The sequence below is a fragment of the Piscicoccus intestinalis NBRC 104926 genome, from assembly GCF_001515525.1.
In the GTDB taxonomy this organism is placed as follows: Bacteria; Actinomycetota; Actinomycetes; order Actinomycetales; family Dermatophilaceae; genus Kineosphaera; species Kineosphaera intestinalis.
Map to the genome: position 1 here is coordinate 1 of NZ_BCNQ01000154.1, position 10679 is coordinate 10679.

Consider the following 10679-nt stretch of genomic DNA (forward strand, 5'->3'; position numbering starts at 1 on the left):
ATGGGTCTGCGCATCCTGGCGACAGGTCTGCGCGGCAGCCGGGCGATGGGTCTGGCCAGCCGGGCGACGGGTCTGCGCGGCAGCCGGCCGACGGCCCGATGCGGGGAACCGGGCCGGCCACCGACTCCTGCGCCGGACCCGCCGAGGCGGGCGGCGATGACCCGGCGGCGGGCTCGGATCCGGCGGTAGGGTGCGCGTGCCGGGCGCCGCGCGCGTGTGCGGTGTGTCCGTTCTGCCGAGGCACGGCGGCGGCGCTGGATCCGCATGTGCTCGAGCGCGTCGCGGACGTCGCGACGTTGCTGGCCGAGGGGCTGCGCGCCGCGGCCCATCGGCTGTCCACCGAGGAGAGGGACGAGAGATGACCGCGACGGTCGGCATCGACATCGGCGGCACGAAGATCAGCGCAGGCATCGTCGACGGCGAGGGCCACATCGTGCAGCAGGCCCGCGCGGACACGCCGGCCACGGAGCCCGACGCGATCGTCGCGACCGCGAGCTCGCTGGTCCGGCGGCTCGCCGCGCACGGCGAATTCGAGGCCGTGGGGGTGGCGTGCGCGGGCATGATCGACGCCGAGCGCTCGATGGTGCGGTTCGCCCCGAACATCGCCTGGCGCGACGCGCCGCTGCGGTCGATGCTCGAGGAGCAGCTCAACGTGCCGGTCGTCATCGAGAACGACGCGAACGCGGCCGCGTGGGGCGAGTTTCTCTACGGTCCCGCCCGTGATGTCGCCGACATGGCGCTCATCACGATCGGCACCGGGGTCGGCGGCGGTGTGGTCTTCGACGGCGAACTCATGCGCGGCGCGTACGGCATCGCCGGTGAACTCGGCCACATGCGGGTGGTTCCCGGCGGGCACCTGTGCGGTTGCGGCAACCGCGGCTGCTGGGAGCAGTACGCCTCCGGCAGCGCGCTGGTGCGCGACGCGCGCGAGGTGATGCGGACGGCGCCGGGTCTGGCCCGCACCCTCAACGAGCTGGCCGGCAACGACCCCGAGGCGCTCGAGGGTCCGCACGTCACGAAGGCCGCCAAGGACGGTGACCCCGCGAGCATCGAACTGCTCAGCGACCTCGGCCGGTGGATCGGTGAGGGGGCTGCCTCCATCGCCGCGATCATCGATCCCAGCATGTTCGTGCTCGGAGGCGGGGTCGCCCAGGCCGGCGATCTGCTGCTGGAGCCGGCGGTCGCGGCCTTCCGCCGGAACCTGTCCGGGAGGGGATATCGTCCGGAGGCGACCTGGGCTCTGGCGAGCCTGGGCAACGAGGCCGGGCTCATCGGGGCCGCGGCCCTGGCGAGACGGGAGAAACGGTGACCTCGATCGACTATGCGATCGGCATCGACATCGGCGGCACCAAGGTGTCGGGCGGCGTCGTCGACGAGATGGGACGCATCGTGTGGCGTGCCCGCCGCGACACGCCGGAGCGGTCGAAGTCGCCTCGCGTCGTCGAGGACACCATCGTCTCGGTGTTCGAGGAACTCATGGCGGCGGTCACCGACGACCGCATGCACGCCGGTCCCGGGCAGGTGCGGGCCGTCGGCATCGGAGCGGCGGGGTTCGTCGGCGCCGACGGAGCGACGGTCGTGTTCGCCCCGCACCTGTCGTGGCGCAACGAGCCCTTGCGCGAGGGGCTCAGCGCCCGCGTCGGGCGGCCCATCTATGTCGAGAACGACGCCAACGCCGCGGCCTGGGCCGAGTGGCGGTACGGCGCGGCCCAGGGCGAGTCCCATCTCGTCATGATCACCCTCGGTACCGGCATCGGCGGCGGCCTCATCATCGACGGGCGGCTGCAGCGCGGCAAGTGGGGCATCGCCGCCGAGTTCGGGCACATGCAGGTCGTTCCCGACGGGCAGCGGTGCGAGTGCGGCAACCGCGGCTGCTGGGAGCAGTACGCCTCCGGCAACGCGCTCGTGCGGGAGGCCCGCTCGATGATCCTCGCGCAGTCCCCGGTGGTGCAGGATCTCGCGGCGCTCGTCGACGCCGAGCCGGGCGGCCTCACCGGACCGCTCATCACGCAGGCCGCCAAGGCCGGTGACCCCACCGCCCGGGAGCTGCTCGCGGAGGTCGGGCACTGGCTCGGCGTGGGGTTGGCGAACATCGCCGCCGCCCTCGACCCGGGGCGCTTCGTCATCGGAGGCGGAGTCAGCGCGGCCGGTGACCTGCTCATCGACCCGGCCCGGGACACCTTCCGCCGCAAGCTCACCGGCCGTGGCTACCGCCCGGAGGCGGACGTCGTGGGGGCCGCGCTGGGCAACGACGCCGGCCTCATCGGCGCCGCGGATCTCGCGCGGGTGCAGGCCTCTGAGGCCTGAGGCCGCCGGGCTGCCCGTCCGGGCTTGATGGGGTGGCTTGACGGGTGCGGGGCCTCGGGCTCCGAGCGGGCCGGGTGACTCAGGTGGCTCGGGTGGTTCGGGCGCCGGGGTGAGTCGGGCTCCGGGGTGACTCGGGCTACGGGGTGACTCGGGCTCCGGGGTGACTCGGGCTCGGGAGTGGTTCGGGCTCCGGATGGCTCGTCGGCGAGGGCTCGTGGCTCAGACGACGGCGCCGTCGTCGTCGTCCTCGCGCTGGCCGCGGCGCGGCAGGCGGGCGACGATGATCGCGAACCCCGCGACGGTCATCGCGACGGCCGCGCCGATCGTCAGGCGCGAGCCGTTCTGGGTGACCGCGAGGTACACCAGCCACAGCGGGCCGCCGATGAGCCCGATGAGCGCACCCCAGAAGCCGAGGTCGCCGGTGGGCAGCGGGCGCGGCGGCGGCGGCACGTAGTCCTCGTCGTCCGGGTCGTCCGGCGGGATGTGCACGCGCCAGTCGGTGGGCCCGTGCTGCTCGGGCCGCCCGGCCGCCTCTGGCTGCTCGCGTTGTTCGGGTCGCTCGGGCTGCTCGGACGCCAGTTCGCGCATCGAGCGCGACTCGATGTGGATCTCGTGAGGCCGGTCGGCCGCGGGCGGGACGTCGGTGCGCGACCGGGTCGGTTCGCCGGTGGGACGGCCGGTGGGTCCGTCGGCGTGCGCGCTGGCCCTGTCGGCCCTCTCGTCACTGTCGCCGTCGCTGTCGGCGTCGTCCATGCCGGCGGTGGGGAACCCCTCCCAGTTCGCGACGATGAGGTCGAACCGCTCGGCGAACTCCCGGTCGGTCAGGCTCGGCAGCTGCGGGCCCGGCTCCGGGCGCACCTCCGGGTCTGACTCCGAGCCGAACTCCGGGTCGAACGGGCGCGGGTCGGTCGCGTCCGGGTGGTCCAGGCGGTCACGACGGTCTGAGCGGTCGGAACGGTCCGGGCGGTCGTCATCGCCCATCGGGCACCTCCGCATCGGTTCGGGTGACGGCGGCGGCGATGCGGGAGACGAAGGCGACGGCCTCCTGCTGCAGCAACTGCGCGTCGTCATCAAGCGTGGCGACGTGATACGAGCGCGTCAACTCCAACCGCGTCACGTCTCGCGAGCCGACGCGGCGGTCGAACAGCTGCCAGCTCGAGGCCGGCACCACATGGTCCTGGGTGGAGTACGCGAGCAGCACGGGCATGCGCACCCGGTCCAGGTCGGCCACCGTGCGACGCCACAGCTGTGCCTGGGAGGCCAACGCGCGCAACGGGATCCGGTCGTAACACCACTCCGGCTCGCCGTCGGTGCGGTGGATGTCGTTGCCGATGCCCGGCAGCGACGGCAGCACCCGTGCCAGTAGCGGCAGCGCCGCCATCCGGCGATCGTCGACCCGGAACGCGGGGTTGACGAGCACGAGCCCGGCGATGTCGTCCGGATGCAGTTCGGCGAGGCGGGTCGAGAGCGCACCGCCCATCGACAGCCCGGCCGCCACGACCACCCGAGTGCGCGCCCGCAGCTCGACGAACGCGCGCTCCACCTCGCCGTACCAATGCCGCCAGGTGGTCGTGTTGAGGTCCTGCCAGGTGGTGGCGTGCCCCGGCAGCACCGGCAGCCGCACCGAGAACCCGGCGTCGGCGAACGCCTGCGCGAGCGGGCGCACCCCTTGCGGGGAGCCGGTGAACCCGTGCACGACGAGCACCCCGACGTCCGAGCCGTCGTGCGCGAAGGCCGTCAGGTCGGGCCCCATCGGAGGCGGCGCGGCACCGGTGCCGCGCTCCGGCTCGTTCATCGCCACTCCTCGCATCCTGGGCGTCGGCGCGAAGCCCGCGTCGACGCGGTGTCGGCCACGGCCGGCCCCCGGCCACGGTCGACCCTCCTCGGCCCCCGGCTCGGGTCGGCTCTCGGTCGGCCCCGGTGAGCCCCGGTCAGCCCCGACGGGGGCTCGATTCTGTCACGTTGGGTGTGCGGTTCCCCAGCGGTCACGATCCTGTCGGCGGTGGCCAGTAGAGTTCGGGCCGTCGGCCGACCCATGACCTGCGAGGTGTTCGATGCTGTACTGGGTGCTCAAGCGCGTACTGCTCGGGCCGCTGCTGCGGGTGCTGTTCCGGCCACACGTCGAGGGGCTGGCGCACGTGCCGCGGTACGGGCCGGCGATCCTCGCCAGCAACCACCTGTCGTTCTCCGACTCCATCTTCCTGCCGCTCGTGCTCGATCGTCGGATCACCTTTCCCGCGAAGATGGAGTACTTCACCGACCCCAGCGCCGTCGGTCGGCTCAAGGCGTTCTTCTTCCGCGGCACCGGGCAGATCCCCATCGACCGCACCGGCGGCCAGGCGTCCCGGGCCGCGATCGACGCGGGCCTGGAGGTGCTCGCCCGCGGCGAGTTGTTCGGCATCTACCCCGAGGGCACCCGCTCGCCCGACGGGCGGTTGTACCGCGGCAAGACCGGGGTCGCGCGGATGGCGATGGAGGCGGGCGTGCCGATCATCCCGGTCGCGATGATCGGCACCGACAAGGCCCAGCCCACCGGCCAGAAGATCCCGACGATCACGACGATCGGGGTGCGGTTCGGCGAGCCGATCGATGTGTCCGCGCACATCGGCCGGCACGACGACCGCGTGCTCCTGCGCAGCATCACCGACGAGGTGATGTCGTCGCTGCAGGAACTGTCCGGGCAGGAGTACGTCGACGAGTACGCCGCCACCCGCAAGGCCGCCCTGGCCGCGCGGGCCGAGGAGCTGCTGGCCGCGGCCCGTGCGGAGTCGGCGCAGGCGCGGGCCAAGGCCGAGGAGCTGGTCGCCGCCGCCAAGACCGAGTCGGCGCAGGCCCGCGCCAAGGCCGAAGACCTCATGGCCGCCGCCCGCGACAAGGCCCGGTCTCTCGACCTCCCCGGCCGCGACCGAGACGCCGAGGAGGCACCCGGGGACTCAGCTGAGCGCGCCGAGCGCTCCGCCGGGGAGCCCACCGAATCCGACGGCGTCGCCACCCGCGCCGACACCGGTGAGAAGGGCGCCGCGGAGGCGGCCGAGCCGTCTCCGGTGAGTCGGCAGCGGCTGGACGGCGACGGCACCGTGTACCTGCCCGAGGCGGGCACGGTGGAGCCGAAGGCCGCCGGCTCCGCAGACGGAGACGGCGCGAGGTAGCCGTGGCGGTGACGCCGCCGGAGGGCACGCCGGGCCTGACGCGACGACGGGGGATGCAGGCGCTGCTGCCGCCCGCCTATGAGCCGGGCGTGGACCACCCGTCGATGGCCGCCCTGTGGGACGCCGTCGACATCTTCCGGCTCCTGGCCATCTGTTACGCCGTCTACGAGTTCGCCGGGCGGTTGGAGCACGTGCACCGGCCGGTCCTCGGGTGGGGCGTGCTCGCGGTGCTGGCGGGCTGGACGGTGCTCATGCTCGTGCATCGCCGCCGCGAGCTGTGGCAGGTCTGGGCGGAACTGGGGTTGGCGACCGCGGCGATCCTGGCGACCCTGTGGGTCGACCTCGACTGGGTCCGCCAGAGCGGGGCGTCGACCGTGCCGGGCATCTGGGCGGGGGCCGTGGTCATCGCCTCCGGTCTGTACCGCGGGCCGCTGGCGGCCTACGGGGCGTGGCTCGTCATCGTCATCGCCGACCTCATCGAGATCGGGCTCCCCACCGAGGGCACGATCCACAACATCGTGTTGCTGTTCATCGTGGCCGGCTGCGCGGGGTGGGTGTCGCAGGCGGCGCGCCGCGGCGACGAGGCTATGCGTCAGGCGCTGCAGCTGCGGGCCGAGACCGCGGAGCGGGAGCGGCTCGCGCGCACCGTGCACGACGGGGTGCTGCAGGCCCTGACGTTCATCCACCGGCGCGGCCAGGAGGTCGGCGGGCCGGCCCGCGAGCTCGGTGACATCGCGGCCCGTCAGGAACGCCGGCTGCGCGACCTCATCGCCGTGCCCGATCCGGAGGCGGCTCACGGCGGCCGGCTCGACGTCACCGCCGCGCTGCGCCGTCTGGCCGCCGAGCGCGGCGACCACGTGCAGGTCTCCGGACCGGCCGAACCGGTGTCGGCTCCGGCGACCCGTGTCGAGCCGCTGACGGCCGCCGCGGGCGCAGCCCTCGACAACGTCGAGGCCCATGCCGGAGCCGGTGCGCGCGCCTGGATCCTCGTCGAGGACGAAGACGAGGAGATCGTCGTGACGATCCGCGACGATGGGGTCGGGATGGCCGACGGCACGCTGCAGGCGGCCCGGGAGGCGGGCCGGATCGGGGTGGCCGGCAGCATCGAGGGCCGCCTCGCCGAACTCGGCGGCAGCGCGGTGTGCCGCAGCGCGCCCGGCGCCGGCACGAGTTGGGAGCTGCGGGTCCCGCGCGGTGGGTAGCCGGTCGCGTCGAGGGCTGCCGGGGGCAGAGCCGGCGGCCGACTCGAGCCCCGCATGGGTGACGAGCGCCACAGCGGCGGCACAGGAATGCCACAGTGGTCACAGCGGCGCGAGTCGCACGACAGGCTCGCCAGGCGACGCCCGATCGCCGGGGGCGACGCCGCACCAGGGAGGACGTCAATGAGCCCGGACCCGAAGGACGTGCGCGTCGTCATCGCCGACGACCACCCGATGTGGCGTGAGGCCGTGGCGCGTGACCTCGCCGAGGCCGGTTACGTGGTGGTCGCGACCGCCGAGGACGGTCGACGCGCGCTGCGCCGGACGATCGATCTGCGCCCGGACGTGCTCGTGCTCGACCTCAACCTGCCCGAACTCGACGGCGTCGGGGTGTGCCGGGCGCTGCGCGACGCGCAGTGCGACACGAACGTGCTCGTGCTCTCGGCGAGCGCGGAGCAGGCCGACGTGCTGGAGGCGGTGCGCGAGGGCGCGACCGGCTACCTCGTGAAGTCGGCGCAGGCGCAGGAGGTCATCGAGGCGGTCGCGGCGACGGCGCGGGGGCGGGCGGTGTTCACGCCGGGACTCGCGGGCCTGGTGCTCGGGGAGTACCGGCGGATGGCGCGGATCGAGGATCGTGGCCCCTCCGGCGGCCCCCCGGTGCCGCGGCTGACACCGCGCGAGATGGAGATCCTGCGTCTGGTCGCGACCGGGATGTCCGCCAAGCAGATCGCCGCGCAGCTCGTGCTCTCGCACCGCACCGTCCAGAACCACGTGCAGAACACGCTCGGCAAGCTGCAGCTGCACAACCGGGTGGAGCTCGTGCGGTACGCCATCGAGCAGGGGCTTGACCGCCCGCAGGGTGCGCAGCCCGACTCGTGAGTCGCCCGGCGCCGGGGGCGTGGACCGCCCGGTATGCGACCGGGTTCCGGCTCCCGAACGGGTGCCGCCTACCCTGTTCGGGTGACCACGACTTCCGCACCGCTGACCTGGCCCGAGCTGCCCGCCAAACAGCAGCCGACCTGGCCCGACACCGACGCGCTGGCGCAGGTGAGCGCGACGCTGGGCACACTGCCTCCGCTGGTGTTCGCGGGGGAGTGCGACGTGCTGCGGCAGCGGATGGCCGATGCGGCCAACGGCGAGGCGTTCGTGCTCATGGGCGGAGACTGCGCGGAGACGTTCGCGGCGGCCACGGCCGACAACATCCGCGACCGCATCAAGACGCTGCTGCAGATGTCGGTGGTGCTGACGTACGGCGCGAGCATGCCGGTCGTCAAGGTGGGCCGCATCGCCGGCCAGTTCGCCAAGCCGCGCAGCAAGGACACCGAGACCCGCGGCGAGACGACGCTGCCGGCCTACCGCGGCGACCTCGTCAACGACTTCGACTTCAGCCCGGTGGCGCGGATCCCCGACCCGCAGCGGCTGCTGCGGGCCTACCACACGAGTTCGGCCACCCTGAACCTCGTGCGCGCCTTCACCCAGGGCGGATTCGCCGACCTGCGGTTCGTGCACGAGTGGAACCGCGGCTTCATCGCCAACTCCGCGAACGCCCGCTACGAGAAGCTCGCCAAGGACATCGACAAGGCGATGCGCTTCATGGACGCCTGCGGGGTCGACTTCGAGGAGCTGCGCCGGGTCGACGTGTGGGCCGGCCACGAGGCGCTCGTGCTCGACTACGAACGCCCGCTGACGCGCATCGACTCGCGCACCGGGCTGCCGTACGCCACCTCCGGGCACTTCGTCTGGGTCGGCGAGCGCACCCGCGACATCGGCGGCGCGCACCTCGATTTCGTCTCCCGGGTCACCAACCCCGTCGGCATCAAGGTCGGCCCGACCGCCGACCCGGCGGAGGTCATCGAGATGGCCCGGCTCGTCGACCCCGACGGGCTGCCGGGCCGGCTCACGCTCATCACCCGGATGGGCGCGCAGCAGGTGCGCGAGGCACTGCCTCCGATCGTGCGGGCCGTCACCGACGCCGGCATCGACGTGACCTGGGTGTGTGACCCGATGCACGGCAACACGTTCGAGTCCTCCAGCGGCTTCAAGACGAGGCGCTTCGACGACATCGTCGAGGAGGTGCGCGGCTTCTTCGAGGTGCACCAGGCGCTCGGCACCATTCCCGGCGGCCTGCACGTGGAGCTCACCGGCAACGACGTCACCGAGTGCCTCGGCGGCGCCATGCACGTCGAGGACCGCGACCTCGAGTTGCGCTACGAGACCCTGTGCGACCCCCGGCTGAACCACCAGCAGAGCCTGGAGCTCGCCTTCGTCGTCGCCGAGATGCTCACGCAGCGCTGACGGGCGCCGAGCCGGCCGACGGCGGGCTCCCTGGTCGGCATCGATTCAGGCGCGACGGCCTCGACGATGAACGGTTTGCTCCGGGTTAAAGCGATGCGGCCCGGGGCGGTGCGTTCGGCGTCGACGTCACGACCTAGCCTTGTCAATGTGGCGCATCGCGAGGAGGACCCGGCGGACGGCTACGCCGAGCCTCGGCCCCTGCCGCCCGGGCAACGCCGGGCGGCGACCTGGCGGCCGAACCACTACGGTCGAGTGCCGCGGATCGATCTCGCCACCTGGTCGTTGACCGTCTCCGGCGCGACCGCGGGGCACGTCGATCGCACGCTGTCGTGGGCGGATCTGGAGCCGCTGCCGCGGATCGAGGTCGTCGCCGATCACCACTGCGTGTCGCGCAGCACCGTGCAGGACGTGCGCTGGGGCGGCATCCCGTGTGGAGCCGTGCTCGACCTGGTGGAGCCCGCCGACGAGGCGAGGTACGCCATCCCGTACGGCTCGTACGGGTACAGCAGCATCATCACGATCGACGACCTGCTCTCGCCGCGGTCGATCTTCGCCACCCACCTCGACGGCGAGCCGTTGCCTCCGGAACACGGCTGGCCGATGCGGCTCGTGGTGCCGCACCTGTACGGCTGGAAGGGCCCCAAGTGGCTCATCGCGCTGGAGTTCTGTGTGGAGCCACGGCGCGGGTTCTGGGAGCAGCGCGGCTATCACTTCACCGGTGACGTGTGGCGCGAGGAGCGGTACGCGCACCAGGAGTAGGGCCCGAACGGCGGGCGCCGCGCGGGCCCGGGTCGCCCAGGAGTAGGGCGCCGGAGTTCAGACGATCCGCAGCGTGATCTTCGAGCCTCGGGGGGCGCTCTTGCCGCCGGCGGGGTCGGTGGAGTGCGCGGTGCCGAACAGCCCCCCGGCGATCGTCTCGACCGACACCGTGAAGCCCGCGGCCTCGAGCGCCCGCACGGCGGCGTCGCGGCTCTCGCCCCGCACGTTGGGCACCTTGACGAGGTCGGGGCCCTTGGAGACGACGAACGTCACCGCGTCCCCGCGCTTCAGCGTGCCCGGCCCGGGGGTCTGCGAGATGACGTCGCCCTTGTCGATCGTGCCGCTGAACTCCTCGCCGGAGACGGTCACCGTCACGCCCTTGTCGCGCAGCAGCTTCGCGGCCTCCTCCACCGACTTCCCGCGCCAGTCGGCCAGGTCGATCGGTTCGGGACCGCGGCTGACCGTGATGGAGACCGAGGTGCCCGGCTTGGACTGGGTGCCCGGTTTGGGGGTGGCGCCGACGACCCGGCCGGTCGCGACCGAGTCGTGGTAGGCGTGCCGGATCGCCCCGACCTGCAGGTGCGAGTCGGTGATGCGCTGCTGCGCCTCCTCGGGGGTGGTGTTCGTGACGTCCGGCACCGCGTAGCGCTCCGGGCCCCGCGAGACCGCCAGCGTCACGCTCGACCAGCGCCAGGCGCCCTGCCCGGCCTGCGGGTCGGAGGAGACGACGGTGCCGGCGGGCACCGTCTCCGAGAACACCTCGTCGACATTGGCGCGCAGATCGGCGGCCGCCAACGCCTCGGACGCGCTCGCCTGCTCCTGCCCCGCGACACCCGGCACCGGGCGCGCCGACGCCGGACCGGCCGCCACGTACCAACCCGCGCCCAGCACGAGCGCCAGCACCGCCGCGACGACCGCCTTCCGGCCGCGGCCTTCCGGCGCGCGGGAGACCGAACCGGCCCGTCTCCCG

At 73.3% G+C, this 10679-nt stretch carries 10 protein-coding genes; 7 read left to right on the forward strand and 3 right to left on the reverse strand.

Translation table 11 applies throughout. From position 1 onward, the window contains the following. Positions 1-358: 358 nt before the first annotated feature. The gene (locus PINTE_RS18035; RefSeq protein WP_068433529.1) at positions 359-1309 is read left to right on the forward strand and encodes an ROK family glucokinase; all 951 of its coding nucleotides are present in this window, start codon (positions 359-361) and stop codon (positions 1307-1309) included. A gap of 5 nt (positions 1310-1314) precedes the next feature. Continuing rightward, the gene (locus PINTE_RS18040; protein WP_068433543.1) at positions 1315-2307 is read left to right on the forward strand and encodes an ROK family glucokinase; all 993 of its coding nucleotides are present in this window, start codon (positions 1315-1317) and stop codon (positions 2305-2307) included. Between the two features lie 219 nt (positions 2308-2526). On the opposite strand, the gene PINTE_RS18045 is transcribed toward PINTE_RS18040, so the two are convergent. Together PINTE_RS18045 and PINTE_RS18050 are read right to left on the reverse strand one after the other, a co-directional pair. Beyond that, on the reverse strand, positions 2527-3288 hold the full coding sequence (locus PINTE_RS18045) for a threonine/serine exporter family protein (protein ID WP_068433531.1): 762 nt from the start codon (positions 3286-3288) through the stop codon (positions 2527-2529). After that, on the reverse strand, positions 3278-4102 hold the full coding sequence (locus tag PINTE_RS18050) for an alpha/beta hydrolase (RefSeq protein WP_245643043.1): 825 nt from the start codon (positions 4100-4102) through the stop codon (positions 3278-3280). Before PINTE_RS18050 ends, PINTE_RS18045 begins: the two co-directional genes overlap by 11 nt. A gap of 259 nt (positions 4103-4361) precedes the next feature. Between PINTE_RS18050 and PINTE_RS22200 the strand changes: the two genes are divergently transcribed. The 5 genes from PINTE_RS22200 (at position 4362) to PINTE_RS18075 (ending at position 9709) form a co-directional block, all read left to right on the forward strand. Beyond that, positions 4362-5456, forward strand: a complete 1095-nt coding sequence (locus PINTE_RS22200) for a lysophospholipid acyltransferase family protein (RefSeq protein WP_084343774.1) — start codon at positions 4362-4364, stop codon at positions 5454-5456. Between the two features lie 2 nt (positions 5457-5458). Then, positions 5459-6658, forward strand: a complete 1200-nt coding sequence (gene macS / locus PINTE_RS18060; protein ID WP_157087345.1) for a MacS family sensor histidine kinase — start codon at positions 5459-5461, stop codon at positions 6656-6658. A gap of 180 nt (positions 6659-6838) precedes the next feature. Next, positions 6839-7534 carry a response regulator gene (locus tag PINTE_RS18065; RefSeq protein WP_068433533.1) on the forward strand — a complete coding sequence of 232 codons (696 nt, stop codon included), beginning with the start codon at positions 6839-6841 and terminating at the stop codon, positions 7532-7534. 33 nt (positions 7535-7567) lie between these two features. After that, positions 7568-8950, forward strand: coding sequence for a class II 3-deoxy-7-phosphoheptulonate synthase (locus PINTE_RS18070; protein WP_068433537.1), 1383 nt, complete (start codon positions 7568-7570; stop codon positions 8948-8950). A 147-nt stretch (positions 8951-9097) separates the two neighbouring features. Then, complete coding sequence (locus PINTE_RS18075) at positions 9098-9709, forward strand: molybdopterin-dependent oxidoreductase (protein ID WP_068433539.1); 612 nt, start codon at positions 9098-9100, stop codon at positions 9707-9709. Positions 9710-9766: 57 nt separating this feature from the next. On the opposite strand, the gene PINTE_RS18080 is transcribed toward PINTE_RS18075, so the two are convergent. After that, the coding region (locus tag PINTE_RS18080) for a PASTA domain-containing protein (RefSeq protein ID WP_157087346.1) at positions 9767-10679 on the reverse strand (913 nt) is incomplete at its 5' end.